The following is a 16,819-nucleotide window of genomic DNA, read 5'->3' as shown; positions in this document are numbered from 1 at the left end:
GGCTGCGGGCGGCGCGGGCGGGCTTGGCGGCCTGTCCGGCCCGCCGAGCTTCGGCGCGCCCGCCGCCCCTGCGGCGCCCGCGGCTGCACCGGCACCCGCCGGGGGCTTGGGCGGTCTGTCGAGCCCGCCCAACTTCGGCGCACCCGCAACTTCAGCACCGGCACCCGCCGCATCCGCGCCGCCAGCACCCGCGCCCGCAGCGCCGTCCGCGCCGGGACTTGGCGGGCCGCCCCCCGGTCTGGCCGCGCCCGCGAACTGACCGCAAGCCCGGCAGACAGACAAGGGCGGCCGCTCGGCCGCCCTTTTCCGTTGCCATCCCTCGGCCGCCGGCACGAAAAAACCGCCGCCCCGAAGGCGGCGGTCCGTGTCGGGCCGGCGATCGGCTACAGCTTGCCGTTGCGCTGCTGGATCATCATCATCGTGTCGAAGGTGTAATCCGTCGTCTGGCTGTAGAGGTACCAGTCCGAGATGAACGGCTTCATGGCTTCCCACTGGCGCTTGAAGTCCGCGTTCTCGGCCGAGATCTCGTCGAACACCTGCCGCGAGGCATCGAACGCGGCCATCATCACGTCCTCGGGGAACGGACGCAGCTGCGCGCCGCTTTGCGCGAGACGCTTCAGCGCGCTTGGGTTCTTGAAGTCGTAGTTTGCGATGGTGTGCATGTCCGCCGCGCGGCAGCAGGTGCGCAGCACGGATTTGTACATCTCCGGCAGCTCGTTGTACTTTGCCAGGTTGAAGAACATGCTGACGGTCGGGCCGCCTTCCCAGAAGCCGGGGTAGTAGTAGTAGGGCGCCACCTTCTGGAAGCCCAGCTTCTCGTCGTCATAGGGGCCGACCCACTCGGCCGCGTCGATGGTGCCGCGTTCCAGCGACGGGTAGATGTCGCCACCCGCGAGCTGCTGCGGGACCACGCCCAGCTTCTCGACCACGCGGCCCGCAAGGCCCGAGATCCGCATCTTCAGCCCCTGCATGTCGGCGAGGGAGTTGATCTCCTTGCGGTACCAGCCGCCCATCTGCGCGCCCGTGTTGCCGACCGGGAACGAGATCAGGTTGTACTTGGTCAGGAACTCGTTGTAGGTGTCGATCCCGCCGCCGTGATAGTTGTAGGCGGCCTTGCCGCGCGCGTTGAGCGTGAACGGAAGCTCGGCCCCGCACGAGAAAGCCGGGTCCTTGCCCCAGCTGTAGTAGCCGACCGAGTTCGCCGCCTCGACCGTGCCGTCGGTGGCCGCGTCGATAGCCTGCAGGCCGGGGACGATCTCGCCGGCCGCGAAGACCTGCAGGTTGAACTTGCCGTCGGTCGCTTCGCGCAGGCGGTCCGCCACCTCGACGCCGCTGCCGTAGATGGTGTCGAGCGATTTCGGGAAGGACGACGCGACGCGCCAGTTGATGGTGGGCATCTCCTGCGCGATGGCGGGCGCGGCGAGCGTGGCGCCCGCGGCAGCGGCGGCGCCGCCGATCGACGCGGTCGTCAGGAACTTGCGGCGGTCCAGTTTGGTCTTCTCGGTCAAGTGTCTCTCCTCCTCTGGCGCGGGCAGCGGAACTGACCCGTCCACGGCCCGCCTGCGCGGGGCAGATTGCATTGGCCGGTGCCCTCTGTCCACAAGCCGTTGAAGCGTGCGGTGGAAATCAGGCGGTGGCCTGCGGGCAGGCGATGGGTGGCGCGCGGGAGCGGCGACCGGTCGGGGCGGGCGGCGGCGCCACGGGCGCGATGTCATCGGCGGCGCGGCCCCGAAAGCGTCTTTTCCTTTTGTCCCGGTTGTGGAATCCATGCCCGGACTTCTTGGGCGGGGGCGCACGAAAGAATGGCCACAGCGAACAGCACCGAGACGGGGCAGGGACTGCGCCTGATCGCCCCGCCGCTGCTTTACGCGATTCTCATGCTGGCGGTGCCGCTGCTGACGATCCTGGCCTATTCGTTCTTCAAGGACGGCTATCTCACCATCGTCCGCGAGTTCACGCTCGAAAACTACCGCGCCACCTGGGCCGACCCGATCTTCCGCACGATCCTCGCGCGGTCCCTCATGGTCGCAGCGATGGTCACGGCGGTGACGGTGCTGATGGCGTTCCCGGTTGCCTACTTCCTGTCGTTCGTGGTCGCGCCGCAGCGCAAGGCGCTGTGGATCTTTCTCATCACCATCCCGTTCTGGACCAGCTACCTGGTGCGCGTCTTCCTGTGGAAGGTGATCCTGGGCTTCAACGGCGTCATCAACTCGGGCCTCAAGACCATCGGCCTGATCGACGAGCCGCTCAAGTTCCTGCTCTACAACACCGGCTCGATCGTGATGACGCTCAGCCATTCCTACGCGCCTTTCGCGATCCTGCCGATCTACGTCGCGCTGGAGAAGATCGACCGCTCGCTGCTGGAGGCGGGGCGCGACCTCGGCGAAAGCCGCCTGATGACGTTCTGGCGCGTCACCCTGCCGCTGGCCATGCCGGGCGTGGTCGCGGCGGTGCTGATCGTGTTCATCCCGACCATCGGCGACTACGTCACCCCCACCGTGATCGGCGGCGGCAAGATCCCGATGGTGGCGAACCTGATCCAGGCGCAGATGCTCGACATCGACAACAAGCCGCTGGGCTCGGCCATCGCGATCAGCGCGATGGCGGTGGTGGCGGTGCTGAGCCTGCTGTTCCTGTTCCTCAACCGGCGCTTCCTGCGGGTGCGCGCATGAACCGGCTGCAAGGCTCGGGCCTGAGGGTCTACACGCTGATCTACCTCGCGTTCCTCTACGCGCCGATCGTGCTGTTGCCGATCTTCGCGTTCAACAACGCGACCGTCATCGCCTTTCCGCTGCAGGGCTTCACGACCAACTGGTTCGTCCAGATGGCCGAGAACCCGACGCTCAGGCAGGCGCTGCTCAACTCGCTTCTCATCGCGGTCAGCGCGTCGGTGCTGGCGACCTGCCTCGGGATCTTCGCCGCGCGCGCCTCGACCCGGTTCGACTTCCGCGGCAAGGGCCCGGTCATGGGCCTCATCATGCTGCCGCTGGTCCTGCCCGAGATCATCGTGGCCGTGTCGCTGCTGGTGGTGCTGCTGGCGGCGGGGGTGGGGCTGTCGATCTTCACCGTGATCCTCGGCCACACGCTGATCTGCATGCCCTATGCGGTGGCGATCCTGTCCACCGCCTTCTCCAGCCTGGACAAGTCGCTCGAGGAGGCGGCCTACGACCTAGGCGAGACGAAGTGGAGCGCGTTCCGCCTGGTGATCCTGCCGCTGGTCATGCCGGGCATCGTGTCGGCCCTGCTGATGAGCTTCACGATCAGCCTGGACGAGTTCATCATCGCCTTCTTCCTGGCGGGCAACCAGCCGACGCTGCCGACCTATATCTTCAGCCAGCTGCGCTTTCCCAAGTCGATCCCGATGATCATGGCGCTCGGCACACTGCTGGTGCTGATGTCGATCGTGCTTCTGACCCTCGCCGAACATTTCCGCCGCCGCGGCGTCGCCCGGACCGGCCAGACCGATACCGGAGGCTTCATTTGACCGCCGCCCCGCAACCCCTCCAGCCGCCCGTCCAGCCCACGGCGCACGCGTCCCGCGGCCCCGCCCGGCCCCCGCTCGACGGGCGCAAGGCGATGATCGAGTGCCGGGGCGTGCAGAAATACTATGGCGACTACCACGCGCTGCGCGGCATCGACCTGACCATCCGCGAGGGGGAGTTCTTCTCGCTCCTCGGCCCGTCGGGCTGCGGCAAGACGACTCTTCTGCGGACCATCGCCGGGTTCGAGGGGATCGACGGCGGCGTCGTGCTGGTGGACGGGCGCGACATGGCGAACGTGCCCGCTAACGTCCGGCCCACGAACATGGTGTTCCAGTCCTACGCGATCTTCCCGCACCTGACGGTCGCGGAAAACGTGGGCTTCGGCCTGCGCCGCGACCCCCGCTCCCGGGCGGAGAAGGCGGCGGCGGTGGAAGACGCGCTCGGGATGGTGGGGCTGAAGGGGTACGGCGGCCGCGCGGCGCACGCGCTGTCGGGCGGGCAGCGGCAGCGCGTGGCGCTGGCGCGCGCGCTCATCCTCAAGCCCAAGGTCCTGCTGCTGGACGAGCCGCTGTCGGCGCTCGACCGCAAGATGCGCGAGCAGATGCAGGTCGAGCTCATCAAGCTGCAGCGGCAGGTGGGCATCACCTTCGTCCTCGTCACCCACGACCAGGAAGAGGCGCTGGTCATGTCGGACCGCATCGCGGTGATGTTCGAGGGCGAGATCGCGCAGCTCGACGGGCCCGAGGCGCTGTACGCCCGCCCGGCGAGCCGCCGCGTCGCGGACTTCATCGGGGTGATGAACTTCACGCCCGCGCGGATCATGGGCGGGGGCGCGGATCACGTCACCGTAGCCGTGCCGGGCTTCGGCACCGTCGACATCCCCGCCGCCAACGTCAGCCGCGCCGACCGCGGCGACGCGGGCCCCAGCATCGGCTTCCGTCCCGAAGCGGCGACGCTGTTGCCCGCCGGGGCCGAGGCGCCGGGCCGCGTGACCGAGGGCGTGATCGACGAGGTCGTCTATTACGGCGACATGACCTACTACGACGTCATCATGGACGGCAGCGACGCCTATGACGGGGTGCCGCACGAGGTCCGCATCTCGATGCGCAACGTCTTCGGCCGCGAGGTGCCCGACGTCGGCACCCGCGTCCGCGTCAGCTGGTCGCCGGGGTCGCTGGTCCTGTTCCGCTGAACGCGCGGGTCCGTCCGCCGCGAACTGCATCGATTCGGTCACATTTGCGCCGGTCCGGCACGGGTCGGGATGGTGCCCGCAGGGGCAAGGCGCTAGTGACGGAGTGCCTTGTTGATCGGAACCCGCCCATGACCTCCCCCGCTCCCCTGTCCGTCCTCATCGCCGAGGATGAAGTGCTGGTTTCCATGTTCCTGGCCGACGTGGTCGAGGACGCGGGGCTGCGCGTCGCAGGCGTCGCCCGCACTGTGCAGGACGCCATCGCCAAGGCCGAGGCGGACCCGCCCGACCTCGCGCTTCTGGACATGAACCTGAAGGGCGGCAGCGGGCTGGAGGTCGCGCGTGCGCTGGCCACGCACGGAACGGCGGTCCTGTTTATATCGGGCGATCCCGGGATCGAGCGCGATCCCGCGGTGCAGGCGGTCAGACCGGCCGCGGTGCTTGAAAAGCCGTGCATGCCCGACCGCCTGATTGAGGCCCTGCAGCAGGTGGCCGCAGAGCTGGCGGCCGTCCGCGCGCCCTGAGCGGCCCCATCCGCCCCGCCGACCCGAACACCTTCGCCCAAGGACCGTACCATGCCGCTCAAGACCCTGATCCCCGACGACCTGTCCCCCCGCGACGTGAGGCTGCTGACGGCGCTTCGGGCCATGCGGCGGGGCGACTTCTCGGTCAGCATGCCCGAGGACATGGAGGGAAGCGACGGCGTCATGGCGATGGCGTTCAACGACGCCGTGGCCATGGCCGCGGCGGTGACCGAGGAGCTGGACCGGCTGCGGCAGTCGGTGGTGGACGGCAACAGCGTCACCGACCGGGCGCGGGTGAAGGGGGCCGAGGGCGACTGGGCTGTGGCGCTCGGCGGCGTCAACGACATCATCGACTGCCGCGTGACCCACTTGAGCGGGGTGATCCATGTGATCCAGGCGGTCTCGCGCGGCGACCTGTCCCAGTCCGTCGCGACCGAGGTCAACGGCCGCGAGCTGGGCGGCGACCGCCGCGCCAGCGCCGATGCCGTGAACGCGATGGTCGAGCACCTCTCCTCGGTCTCGGACGAGGTGACGCGGCTCGCGCGCGAGGTCGGGACCGAGGGCAAGCTGGGCGGCCAGGCCCATGTCGCGGGCGCGCAGGGCACCTGGAAGGACCTGACCGACAGCGTCAACTCGATGGCGTCGAACCTGACCGGGCAGCTTCGCAACATCGCCGACGTGACGACCGCCGTGGCGCGCGGCGACCTGAGCCGCAAGATCACCGTCGACGTGCACGGCGAGCTCCTGGACCTGAAGGCCACCGTGAACACCATGGTGGACCAGCTCAACGCCTTCGCATCCGAGGTGACGCGCGTGGCCCGCGAGGTCGGAACCGAGGGCAAGCTTGGCGGGCAGGCCCGCGTCGAGGGCGTCGCCGGCACCTGGCGCGACCTGACCGACAGCGTGAACGGCATGGCCGGGAACCTCACGATCCAGCTGCGCGACGTGTCGAAGGTCGCGACCGCGATCGCGTCTGGCGACCTGACCCAGCAGATCACGGTCGAGGCCGAGGGCGAGATCCTGCAGATCAAGCAGGTCATCAACACGATGGTCGACCAGCTGTCCTCGTTCGCGTCCGAGGTCACGCGCGTCGCCCGCGAGGTCGGGACCGACGGCATCCTGGGCGGCCAGGCAGAGGTCGAGGGCGTCGCGGGAACGTGGCGGAAGCTCACGCAGAACGTGAACGGGCTGGCCACCAACCTCACCAGCCAGGTGCGCGAGATCGCGTCCGTCACCACCGCCGTGGCGCGGGGCGACCTGTCCAAGAAGATCACCGTCGACGCCAAGGGCGAGATCGCGGAGCTGAAGAACACCATCAACACCATGGTGGACCAGCTGTCGGCCTTCGCCTCGGAGGTGTCGCGCGTGTCGCGCGAGGTCGGGACCGAGGGCAAGCTCGGCGGGCAGGCGCGCGTGGAAGGCGTCGCCGGCACCTGGAAGGACCTGACCGACAACGTGAACTCGATGGCGTCGAACCTCACGGGCCAGGTCCGCAACATCGCCGAGGTGACGACCGCGGTGGCGCGGGGCGACCTGTCCAAGAAGATCACCGTCACCGTCCAGGGCGAGATGCAGGAGCTGAAGGAGACCATCAACACGATGGTGGACCAGCTGAACCGCTTCGCCTCGGAAGTGACGCGCGTTGCCCACGAGGTGGGCACGCAGGGCAAGCTGGGCGGCGAGGCGCGCGTCGAGGGGGTCGAGGGGACCTGGCGCGACCTGACCGAGAACGTGAACGGCCTTGCCACCAACCTGACCGAACAGGTCCGCAACATCGCCGAGGTCACGACCGCCGTGGCCCGGGGCGACCTGTCGAAAAAGATCACGGTCGACGCGCGGGGCGAGATCCTCGCGCTCAAGAACACCATCAACACGATGGTGGACCAGCTGAACGGATTCGCATCCGAGGTGACGCGGGTCGCGCGCGAGGTGGGGACGCAGGGCAAGCTGGGCGGCCAGGCGCGGGTGGACGGCGTCGGCGGGACCTGGAAGGACCTGACCGACAACGTGAATCTGATGGCCGACAACCTGACGAACCAGGTGCGCGGCATCGCCCGGGTCGTCACATCGGTCGCGAACGGCGACCTGAAGCGCAAGCTGACGCTCGACGTGAAGGGCGAGATCGCGGAACTGGCCGAGACGATCAACGGCATGATCGACACGCTCGCGACCTTCGGCGACCAGGTGACGGACGTCGCGCGCGAGGTCGGGATCGACGGCAAGCTGGGGGGGCAGGCGCGCGTGCCGGGCGCGTCGGGCCTGTGGCGCGACCTGACCGACAACGTGAACCAGCTGGCCGACAACCTGACCACGCAGGTCCGCGCCATCGCCGAGGTCGCGACCGCTGTGGCCGAAGGCGACCTGACCCGGTCCATCGCGGTCGAGGCCAAGGGCGAGGTCGCGGCGCTGAAGGACGACATCAACCGGATGATCGGCAACCTTCGCACCACCACCGAATACAACCGCCAGCAGGACTGGCTGAAGACGAACCTGACCCGCTTCACCCGCCTGATGCAGGGCCAGCGCGACCTGGAGGCGCTCTGCAACCTGTTGCTGTCCGGCATCGCGCCGCTGATCGACGCCCAGCACGGCGCGATCTGGCTGACCCGCGAGGACGAGGCCGAGGGCGAGGTCTACGAGCTCGCCGCGACCTATGCGATGACCGAACGCCGCCACCTTGCCGCGCGCATCCACCCGCGCGAGGGGCTGGTCGGCCAGTGCGGCGTCGAGAAGCAGCGCATCCTGCTGACGAACGTGCCCGACGACTACGTCCGCATCCGCTCGGGCCTGGGCGAGGCCGCGCCGCTCAACATCGTCGTGGTTCCGGTCCTCTTCGAGGGCAAGGTCATGGCGCTGATCGAGCTTGCCTCGTTCAACCGCTTCACCTCGGTCCACCTCGACTTCCTCGACCAGCTCGTCGACAGCATCGGGATCGTCCTGAACACGATCAGCGCCTCGATGAAGACCGAGACGCTGCTCAGCCAGTCGCAGCTTCTCGCGGGCGAGTTGCAGGACCAGCAGGACGAGCTGAAATCCACCAACGAGCGGCTGGAAGAACAGGCCACGCGCATGCGCGAGAGCGAGGAGATGCTTCGCCAGCAGCAGGAGGAGCTGTGGGGCAAGAACGAGGAACTGGAGGAGAAGGCCGAGCAGCTGGCGCTCACCTCCAAGTACAAGTCCGAGTTCCTGGCCAACATGAGCCACGAGCTGCGCACGCCCCTGAACAGCCTGCTGATCCTGTCCAAGCTGCTGGCCGAAAACAGCCGCGGCAACCTGAGCGAGAAGCAGGTCGAGCAGGCGCTGACCGTCCACGAATCCGGGGCCGAGCTGCTGCGGATGATCAACGACATCCTGGACCTGTCCAAGATCGAAAGCGGCACCGTCGTGCTGGACGTGGACGCGATGCGCTTCGACGACCTGGCGACGCAGCTCGACCGGCAGTTCCGCGAGATCGCCGACCAGAAGGGCTTGTCCTTCGACATCGAGATCGACCCGGCGCTGCCCGCCGCGATGGCGACCGACGCCATGCGGTTGCAGCAGATCATCAAGAACCTGCTGTCGAACGCCTTCAAGTTCACCGAAAGGGGCGGCGTGACGCTGTCGGTGATGCAGCCGCCCGCCGACCTGCCGTTGCGCAACGCGCGCCTGTCGGGGTCCGGTCGGGTCGTGGCCTTCGCCGTGTCGGACACCGGCATCGGCGTCCAGCCCGCGCAGCAGCAGGTCATCTTCGAGGCGTTCCAGCAGGCCGACGGCACCACCAGCCGCCGCTATGGCGGGACCGGCCTCGGCCTGTCGATCAGCCGCGAGCTCGCCTCGCTTCTGGGCGGCGAGATCGCGCTGGTCAGCACGCCCGGCCAGGGCAGCACCTTCACGCTGTACCTGCCGCTCGAATCCGGGCTGGACGAGGAAGCCGCGCGCCCCTACGCCGCGCGCCCCGACGCCAACCCGCCCCGCCGGACACCGTCGCGCCCGCAGGACACGCCCATCGCGCCGCGCCTGCCCGCGCCCGAGCAGGCAGCGCCGGAAACCGCCGTGGTCGCGCCCCATCCGGCAGACGCACCCGCGCCCGGGCGTGAACCGCAACCGGTTGCGGCGGAACGCACCGGCGCACAGGACATCGCGCCGCGCGATCACTCGCGCCCGCTGGTCGCCATCGTCGAGGATGACCCGGTCTTCGCCCGCATCCTCATGGACATCGCGGCCGAGCGCGGCTTTGATGGCGTGATCGTCTCGCGCGGGCGCGACCTGCCGCACGTCATCCGCAGCCAGTCGCCCGACGCGATCAGCCTGGACATACAATTGCCCGACGTGGACGGCTGGGCGCTGGCCGACCGCATCACCACCGACCGCGAGCTGCGGCACGTTCCCGTCCACCTGATCTCGGTCGTGGACGACGAGCAGCTGCTGCGCGGCCGCGCGATCGAATACAGCGGCAAGCCCGTCAGCCGCGAGCGGCTGGTCGAGGTGTTCGATTCGCTCCGTGAACAGGCGACGCGCAGCAACTGGGAGGTGACGATGATCGCATCGTCCGACGACCCGGTCGCGGCGGCGCTGAAAGCGATGCTCGACCGCCTGCCAGGCGTGACGCTGACGCTGGTGGAGCCTGCGGGCATCGCCGCCGCGCTGGACCGGCCCGCGCACCTGCTGGTGGTCCTGGCGCCCGCCGTGGACGAAGGGATCGCGGACCTGCTGCGCGCGCTCGGCCGGTCCGAGACGCCGCCGCTCGCCATCCTCGCGCTGAACGAAGCGCCGGGGCCCGCGGAACGCGACCTGCTGAACCGGTCGCGCGCCGAGGTGATCGTTGCCGAGGAAGCCGACGCGGGGGTGCTGATGGACCGGCTCGCCGCAGGGCTGCGCCTGCGCTGGGACGCGCTGCCTGCCGACATCCGGTCCGCGATCGGGGCCGGCCGCTCGCGCGACGATGTGCTGGACGGCGAGCGGGTGCTGGTGATCGACGACGACATCCGCAACATCTTCTCGATGACGGCGCTGCTCGAGGATTACGGTCTCAACGTGCTCAGCGCCGAAAGCGGCCCCGCGGGGCTGGACTTGCTTGACCAGAACCCCGACATTGCCGCGGTGCTGGTCGACATCATGATGCCCGAGATGGATGGATACGAGGTCATCCGCCGCATTCGCCGGTCCGAGAAGCTGCGCGACGTTCCCGCCATCGCCGTCACTGCGAAGGCGATGCAGGAAGACCGCGACAAGTGCTTCGAAGCAGGGGCTTCGGACTACCTGTCCAAGCCGGTGGACCGCGACGACCTGACCTCGGTCCTGCGAACCTGGGTGAAACGGCGGCGGGGTGGCCCCGGAGGCGGCGCATGACGAAGGGCACGACGGCGCGCGCGGGCAGGCGGGACGGACAGGGCCCTGAATTGGCACCACGCCGGCCTAGTTCCGATGCGCCTGCGCCGACTGCGCCTGATCCCGCGCTTGCCCCTGCGCCTGCTCCTTTGCCGCGGGCGGTCCGGTCAGCCTTCGACGGCGGCATCGGCCTGCAGGACGACGTGTCCCTCGACACGCCGCCAACCGTCCTCGTGGTCGACGACGACCTCGGCAACCTTCTGGCCGCGGAATCGGTGCTGGCGGAGCTCGGATACCCGATCGTCACCGTCAGCTCCGGCGCCGAGGCGCTGCGGCAGGTGCTTCGCAACGACTTCGCGGTCATCCTGCTCGACGTGCAGATGCCCGGCATGGACGGCTACGAGACGGCCGAGCTGATCCGCCAGCGCGAGCGCAGCCGCCACGTGCCGATCATCTTCCTGTCCGGCGTGAACCAGGAGGACCGGCACCTGTTCCGCGGCTATGCGGCGGGGGCGGTGGATTATGTCCTGAAGCCCGTCGCGCCGGTCGTGCTGCGGTCCAAGGTCACGGTGTTCGCGCAGCTCTTCGACCAGAGGCAGCAGATCCGCCGCCGGGCCGAGGCCGAGCGCCGCCTTCTGGCCGAGAACCTGACCGTCCGCGCGCAGGGCGCAGAGGTCGCCCGCGCGCTGGAACAAAGCCTCGTCGCGCAGTCGCTGGTGCTCGAGGCGCTGCCGCTTGCGCTGTTCACCTCGAACGAGAACCTGTCGGAACGGGTGTTCGTGGGCGGGAACGCCACCGCGCTGTTCGGTGCGCCCGAGGATGCGCTGAACGCCGTGGACTGGCTGACGCGGGTTCACCCCGACGACCAGCCGCGCCTGCGCGCCGCCTTTGCCGCCGTCACCGAAACCGGGCGCTACGAGATCGAATACCGCATCGCCACCCCCGGCGACGACCCCGCCGACCGCTGGATGCTGGAGCGGGTGGACCTGCGAAAGCAGGCGGATGGCGGCACTGTCCTGTTCGGCGTCGTCACCGACATCACCAGCCGCAAGCGGCTGGAGGAGCAGCTGACTCACGCGCAGAAGCTGGAAGCGATCGGCCAGCTTTCGGGTGGGGTCGCGCATGATTTCAACAACATGCTGGGCGTCATCATCGGCTCGCTTGACCGGGTGCTGTCGCAGGGCTCGCTGGACGACCGCAGCCGGCAGCGGCTGGGCCTGTCGATGCAGGCGGCGAAAAGCTGCGCCGACCTGACCAAGCGCCTGCTGGGCTTCGCCCGCCGCCAGTCGCTGCAGCCGCGCCAGCTCGACATCGCGGACGAGCTGAACCGGCTGAGCGGCCTGTTCGAGCGGGTGCTGGGCGAGACGGTCACCACCCGTATCGACGCGGCGTCCGACCTGCCGCCGGTCTGGCTGGACGCCTCGCAGTTCGAGGGGGCGATCGTCAACCTGGCCGTGAACGCGCGCGACGCCATGCCCGACGGCGGCCGCCTGACCGTGTCCGCGGCGCTGGTCGAGCTTGCCGGGGACGAGGCGATAGCGGCCGATCTCGCGCCCGGCAGCCGGTTCATCCGCCTGTCCGTCACCGACACCGGCACCGGCATGGATCCGGCGACCCAGGCCCGCGCGTTCGAGCCGTTCTTCACCACCAAGGCGCCCAGCAAGGGGACGGGGCTGGGCCTGAGCTCGATCCACGGGTTCATCCGGCAGTCGGGCGGCGGCATCCGGATCGAAAGCGCGTCGGGGCAGGGCACCACGATCCACCTGTACCTGCCCCCGTTCCAGGGCGCGGCGTTGCGCGACGAGGCGTCGGAACCGGAACATGGCGGGTCCTTCGACGGGCTGCGGGTGGCGCTGGTCGAGGACAATCCGCACCTGCGGGAGGTGGGCGAGGGGATGCTCGCCGATCTGGGCTGCGAAGTCGTGGCGTTCGAATCCGCCGACGCCGCCGTTGCGGCGGGCCTGGACCCCGGCGCGATCGACCTGCTGCTGGCCGATTGCGTCATGCCGGGCGTGCTTGACGGGCCGCGGCTGGCGCGGCGTCTGCGGGCAGGACGCGCCGACCTGCCGGTGCTGCTGAGTTCGGGCTATGTCGCCGACAGCGAGCCGCTGGAAAGCGACAATGTCGAGTTCCTGACCAAGCCCTTCGACGAGGCGCGGCTGTCGCGCGCCATGCACGCGGCGATCCGGCGGATGGCGCCCACGATCGACTGAGCGCCCGCTAGCACTCACCCGCGTCGCGGAAGACGCGCTCCAGCGCGTCGATCAGCCACGCGGTCGCCAGTCCCGGCGCACTTCCGCGGCGCGTCAGCAGCCACAGGTCGTAGCTCGCGGCTGGCGCCTCGGCCAGGTTCATGCGCACCAGCCTTCCCGCGTCCAGGTCGTCCTGCACCATGTGCAGCGGCATGTTGCCCCAGCCGATCCCCTGCGTCAGCAGCGCATGCTTGGCCGAAAGATCCGCGATGCGCCACGTGCGCGGTGACAGGACCGAAAACTCACGCCCCTCGGTCAGGGCAGAGCGGTCGGTCAGCACCAGCTGCAGGTGCTCGCGGACGTCGCCGGGCCGCAGCGTCCGGGCGGCGAGCGGGTGTGCGGGCGCGCAGACGGGCACCAGCGTGATCGCCCCCAGGTGGCGGTTGTCGGTGCCCTCGGTGCCGTTTGCCATCGGCCCCGCGACCGCGAGATCCGCGCGCCCCGAAAGAAGCCGCGCGACGCCGCCGCCGAGCGCCTCGACATGCAGTTGCATCGGCACGGTCGGCCAGGCCGCGGCGAAGTCGCGCAGCAGTTCGGCCGCCGCCGACATCGGCACCATGACGTCAAGCGCGAGCGAGACCGAAGGCTCGATCCCGCGGGTCAGCCCCGCCACCCGCGCGCGGAGCCGGTCCATGTCGTCGTCGATCCGCCTTACTTCGGACAGAAGCGCCTTGCCCTTGGCCGTCAGCCGCGGCTTGCGCGACCCCTCGCGGTCGAACAGCGTCATGCCGAGTTCGGATTCGAGGTTCGCCAGCGCATAGCTGACGACCGAGGTGGCGCGGCCGAGCTTGCGTGCCGCCGCGCCGAACCCGCCTTCGTCCACGACGGCAAGAAAGACGCGCAACTGTTCGATCGTCGGCGATATCGTGTGGTCGTCGGGATCGACGCCATCGGGCGGGGCGGGCCTTCGTGGCACGGATCACATCTCGATCGGCAGCGCGGTGGTGGCCTTCATCTGTTCCATCGACAGAAGGGCGGTGACGGACTGCACCCGCACTTCCGCCGTCAGGGCCTGGTAGAAGCGGTCATAGGCGCGCGCGTTCCGCACCTGCACCTTCAGCAGGTAATCGATGTCGCCGGCCAGCCGGTGCGCCTCGACCACCTCGGGGCGGGCGCGGACGGCGGCGATGAACTTCGCGGCCCAGGTCGGGTCGTGCTCGGCGGTGCGGATCAGGACGAAGAAGCAGGCTTCCAGCCCAAGCGCCTCGGCGTCCAGCAGCGCGACCTGGGCGCGGATCACGCCCTGTTCGCGCAGCCGCCGGATGCGGTTCCAGACCGGCGTGCGCGACGCCCCGACGCGGGTCGCGATCTCCTCGAGCGGCAGGGTCGCGTCCTGCTGGAGCAGCGTCAGGATCTTGCGGTCGGTCGCGTCGAGCCGCGCCGGAGCCTGTCGGTCCGGGGGGTCGCCTGACCTGGCCGCATCCGCAGCCTTGCCCTGGCGGGCGGATGAAGGGCGTGGTTCGTCCGGCATGGATGACACCTGCGATTGACGGATGGGGAGAAAACATTCCGGGAACGGAAGAGAATCGGCGCGCAGGTTGCGGCAGCACACCGCGCGCGTCAACGGGAACGCATCCCGGTTCTGCACATCAGACGCCAAGACCGCACGGCGCGCCGCGATGCGGAAAAACGTTCGCTGATCAGTCAGGTGCGAGGTTATGTTGAGACGCCGAACAGCCGCCCGACGCCCGCCGTGACGATCATGGCGAAGACGCCCCAGCCGACCACGCGTGCCGTCGCGGGTAGCATCGGCGCGCCGCCCGTGCGCGCCCCAAGCACGCCCAGAAGCGCCAGCGCGGCGATCGTCGTGACCAGCACCGTCGCCGTCAACGCACCCGTCGGCGCGAGGACTGCGGCCAGCAGCGGCAGGGCCGCAGCAACCGAGAAGGTGACGCCGGATGCAAGCGCCGCCTGCAGTGGATCGGGCGAGTTCACCTCGTGCAGTCCGAGTTCCTCGCGGACATGGGCGCCGAGCGCGTCGTGATCCGTGACCTCTCGCGCAGCGGTCATGGCGGTCGCAGCGCTCATGCCGCGGCTCTCGAAGATCGCGGCAAGTTCGGCCAGCTCCTGCTCGGGCATCCTCTCGAGGGCTTCTCGTTCGCGCTCGATGTCCGCGCGCTCGATGTCTGTCTGCGAATGGACCGACACGAACTCGCCCGCGGCCATCGACATGGCCCCGGCAGCCAGCCCCGCCACGCCGGCGAGCAGGATCGATGTCCGGTCGCCCGTCGCGGCTGCCATTCCGACGATCAGCGAACTGACCGAGACGATGCCGTCATTCGCCCCCATGACCGCCGCCCGAAGCCAGTTCGAGCGGTTGATGAGGTGCGGTGACTCGGGATGGGCCGTCGGATCGTCGCTGTATTCGGTCACGTGCTGTCTCGTCGCAAGCGGCCGCGTGTTGCAGCCGCCATACGACGTTACCACGCGCACGCGCCGTGGCCAGCCGCCCTAGTCGGCTGTCGAGCGCGTCAGTTCGTTCGGGGTCAGCGTGTGGTCCACGGGCTTGTAGCCGCTCTGGTCCGGCAGCGCCTCGGCGTCGCCGCTGACCGGGTCGGTCTTCATGCGGAAGCCCCGGTCCACCTGGTCGGACGGCATCACCGGATAGTCGCCCGAGAAGCAGGCGTCGCAGTACTGGGGGCAGGCGTTGTCGCGACCCTTCGCCTCGCCCGCCGCCCGGTACAGCCCGTCCAGCGAGATGAACGACAGGCTGTCGACCCCGATCCACTCCTTCATCTCGGCCGTGCTCATCTGGGCGGCCAGCAGCTTGTCGCGGTCGGGCGTGTCGACGCCGTAGAAGCACGGCCAGGCGGTCGGCGGGCTTGCGATGCGGAAATGGACCTCGCGCGCGCCCGCGTCCAGGATCATGTCCTTGATCTTGCGGCTGGTGGTGCCGCGCACGACGCTGTCGTCGACCAGCACCACGCGCTTGCCGCGCACCAGCGCCCGGTTCACGTTCAGCTTCAGCCGCACGCCCATGTTGCGGATCTGCTCGGTCGGCTCGATGAAGGTCCGGCCCATGTACTGGTTGCGGATGATCCCCATGGCATAGGGAATGCCGCTTTCCTGGCTGAAGCCGATCGCCGCGGGCGTGCCGCTGTCGGGCACCGGGCAGACGAGGTCGGCGTCGGCCGGCGCCTCGCGGGCCAGCTCGACGCCGATCTGGCGCCGGGTCTCATAGACCGAGCGGCCGCCGATGATCGAATCGGGGCGGCTGAAGTAGACGTGCTCGAAGATGCAGAAGCGGCCGGGCCGCGACCCGAACGGGCGCGAGCTTTCGATGCGGCCCCTGGAGATGACGACCATCTCGCCCGGCTCGATCTCGCGCACGTACTCGGCGCCGATGATGTCGAGGGCGCAGGTCTCGGACGACAGGACGTACCCTTCGTCGCCGATCCGGCCCAGCACCAGCGGGCGCACGCCCAGGATGTCGCGGACGCCGATCAGCTTGGTGCGCGTCATCGCGATGACCGAGAACGCGCCCTCGACGCGCCGCAGCGCGTCCTTCATCCGCTCGGGGATGTTGCGCTGGATCGAGCGCGCCATCAGGTGGATGATGCATTCGCTGTCGCTGCCGGACTGGAAGATCGAGCCGCGCTCGATCAGCTCGCGGCGCAGCGCGGTCGCGTTGGTCAGGTTGCCGTTGTGGGCGATGGCGCAGCCGCCCATCGCGAACTCGCCGAAGAAGGGCTGTACGTCGCGGATCGCGGCGGTCTTGGTGCCGCTGGTCGAATAGCGGACGTGGCCGATGGCGAGGGGGCCGGGCAGCGTCTCCATCAGCGATGACTTGGTGAAGTTGTCGCGGACATAGCCGAAGCGGCGGGCGCTGTTGAAGCCCTGCTCGGGGTCGTGCGCGACGATGCCGCCCGCTTCCTGCCCGCGATGCTGAAGCGCGTGCAGCCCGAGCGCCACGAAGTTGGCCGCGTCGGTCACGCCGATGACCCCGAACACGCCGCACTCCTCGTGCAGGCTGTCGGAATCGAACGGGTCGGCAAGGAATGGCTGCATGGCACCACCTTCGGTCGCGGCGTCGCGTCGTGGGAACGGCCCTATCTAGAGGCGCGC

The 16,819-nt window shown here is 69.3% G+C and carries 11 protein-coding genes and 1 pseudogene; 7 read left to right on the top strand and 5 right to left on the bottom strand.

Annotated elements, in window-relative coordinates:
• The coding region (locus ELI80_RS16440) for a hypothetical protein (RefSeq protein ID WP_236641440.1) at positions 1–259 on the top strand (259 nt) is incomplete at its 5' end.
• A 124-nt stretch (positions 260–383) separates the two neighbouring features.
• Here the strand turns inward: ELI80_RS16440 and ELI80_RS10460 are convergent.
• A complete protein-coding gene (locus ELI80_RS10460; protein ID WP_136651812.1) occupies positions 384–1,490 on the bottom strand; it encodes a TRAP transporter substrate-binding protein in 1,107 nt (368 codons plus the stop codon).
• A gap of 312 nt (positions 1,491–1,802) precedes the next feature.
• Here ELI80_RS10460 and ELI80_RS10455 point away from each other — a divergent pair, with 312 nt between their 5' ends.
• The 6 genes from ELI80_RS10455 to ELI80_RS10430 all read left to right on the top strand — a co-directional run bounded on the left by ELI80_RS10455 (position 1,803) and on the right by ELI80_RS10430 (position 12,715).
• Positions 1,803–2,672 carry an ABC transporter permease gene (locus ELI80_RS10455; RefSeq protein WP_136651799.1) on the top strand — a complete coding sequence of 290 codons (870 nt, stop codon included), beginning with the start codon at positions 1,803–1,805 and terminating at the stop codon, positions 2,670–2,672.
• 5 nt (positions 2,673–2,677) lie between these two features.
• Positions 2,678–3,484, top strand: a complete 807-nt coding sequence (locus tag ELI80_RS10450; RefSeq protein WP_136651811.1) for an ABC transporter permease — start codon at positions 2,678–2,680, stop codon at positions 3,482–3,484.
• A 92-nt stretch (positions 3,485–3,576) separates the two neighbouring features.
• Positions 3,577–4,674, top strand: a complete 1,098-nt coding sequence (locus ELI80_RS10445) for an ABC transporter ATP-binding protein (RefSeq protein ID WP_136651810.1) — start codon at positions 3,577–3,579, stop codon at positions 4,672–4,674.
• A gap of 128 nt (positions 4,675–4,802) precedes the next feature.
• Positions 4,803–5,195: a response regulator gene (locus ELI80_RS10440; RefSeq protein ID WP_136651798.1), complete on the top strand. Its 393-nt coding sequence runs from the start codon at positions 4,803–4,805 to the stop codon at positions 5,193–5,195.
• Positions 5,196–5,246: 51 nt separating this feature from the next.
• Positions 5,247–10,523, top strand: a complete 5,277-nt coding sequence (locus tag ELI80_RS10435) for a HAMP domain-containing protein (protein ID WP_136651797.1) — start codon at positions 5,247–5,249, stop codon at positions 10,521–10,523.
• A gap of 182 nt (positions 10,524–10,705) precedes the next feature.
• Positions 10,706–12,715 carry a response regulator gene (locus ELI80_RS10430; RefSeq protein ID WP_161596456.1) on the top strand — a complete coding sequence of 670 codons (2,010 nt, stop codon included), beginning with the start codon at positions 10,706–10,708 and terminating at the stop codon, positions 12,713–12,715.
• Between the two features lie 7 nt (positions 12,716–12,722).
• Here ELI80_RS10430 and ELI80_RS10425 read toward each other — a convergent pair whose 3' ends face one another.
• The 4 genes and pseudogenes from ELI80_RS10425 to purF all read right to left on the bottom strand — a co-directional run.
• Positions 12,723–13,670, bottom strand: a complete 948-nt coding sequence (locus ELI80_RS10425) for a LysR family transcriptional regulator (RefSeq protein ID WP_201740613.1) — start codon at positions 13,668–13,670, stop codon at positions 12,723–12,725.
• A gap of 3 nt (positions 13,671–13,673) precedes the next feature.
• Positions 13,674–14,225: an Lrp/AsnC family transcriptional regulator gene (locus ELI80_RS10420; protein WP_136651795.1), complete on the bottom strand. Its 552-nt coding sequence runs from the start codon at positions 14,223–14,225 to the stop codon at positions 13,674–13,676.
• A gap of 185 nt (positions 14,226–14,410) precedes the next feature.
• Positions 14,411–15,127, bottom strand: a complete 717-nt coding sequence (locus ELI80_RS10415; protein WP_236641439.1) for a VIT1/CCC1 transporter family protein — start codon at positions 15,125–15,127, stop codon at positions 14,411–14,413.
• A gap of 186 nt (positions 15,128–15,313) precedes the next feature.
• Positions 15,314–16,762 (bottom strand): annotated as a pseudogene (gene purF, locus ELI80_RS10410) (amidophosphoribosyltransferase); the annotation flags it as partial.
• Between the last annotated feature and the right edge of the window lie 57 nt (positions 16,763–16,819).

Origin of the sequence: Paracoccus aeridis (assembly GCF_004923205.2) — a bacterium.
GTDB classification, from domain to species: domain Bacteria; phylum Pseudomonadota; class Alphaproteobacteria; order Rhodobacterales; family Rhodobacteraceae; genus Paracoccus; species Paracoccus aeridis.
Note: the sequence above shows the minus strand (reverse complement) of the source record. Positions and strands in the feature narration are given on the sequence as shown.

What these genes read in the sequence shown, in the direction of transcription:
- ELI80_RS10455 (WP_136651799.1), top strand. Translation starts at nt 1,803, where the DNA reads ATGGCCACAGCGAACAGCACCGAGACGGGGCAGGGACTGCGCCTGATC.
- ELI80_RS10445 (WP_136651810.1), top strand. Translation starts at nt 3,577, where the DNA reads ATGATCGAGTGCCGGGGCGTGCAGAAATACTATGGCGACTACCACGCG.
- ELI80_RS10440 (WP_136651798.1), top strand. Translation starts at nt 4,803, where the DNA reads ATGACCTCCCCCGCTCCCCTGTCCGTCCTCATCGCCGAGGATGAAGTG.
- ELI80_RS10435 (WP_136651797.1), top strand. Translation starts at nt 5,247, where the DNA reads ATGCCGCTCAAGACCCTGATCCCCGACGACCTGTCCCCCCGCGACGTG.
- ELI80_RS10420 (WP_136651795.1), bottom strand. Translation starts at nt 14,225, where the DNA reads ATGCCGGACGAACCACGCCCTTCATCCGCCCGCCAGGGCAAGGCTGCG.